This is a genomic window from Paenilisteria rustica, assembly GCF_013820765.1.
Classification (GTDB): domain Bacteria; phylum Bacillota; class Bacilli; order Lactobacillales; family Listeriaceae; genus Listeria_A; species Listeria_A rustica.
Window position 1 is genome coordinate 1 of sequence record NZ_JABJVM010000057.1, and the last position, 267, is coordinate 267.

At 39.7% G+C, this 267-nt stretch carries 1 protein-coding gene; it reads right to left on the minus strand.

All coding sequences use genetic code 11. From position 1 onward, the window contains the following. Positions 1-70: 70 nt before the first annotated feature. Positions 71-267 (minus strand): transposase (locus tag HPK16_RS16665; RefSeq protein WP_181677362.1); only part of this gene is annotated, 197 nt, incomplete at its 5' end.

Genomic DNA, 267 nt, shown 5'->3' on the forward strand with positions numbered 1-267 from the left:
TGGCTCTATGTCAATTGTTGGGGTGAAATATCAAGGTGCGAGCTAGGGAGTCAATAGCTCGTGCCTTTTCTTAACCTACAGAGATGTCAAAATCTTTGATAAAGTGTTGGGCTAGTATTTTGGCTCGGAATCTTTCGAAGCATTGAAAGCCATAAGCGCCACGTTTTAAAACTTTGGTTCGATTGTTAATGCCTTCTACGAAGCCATTAGATAAATGTGGGTAAATAAAAGCGTTAATAATTTCTGTTTCCCAGCGTTGAAAGGTTC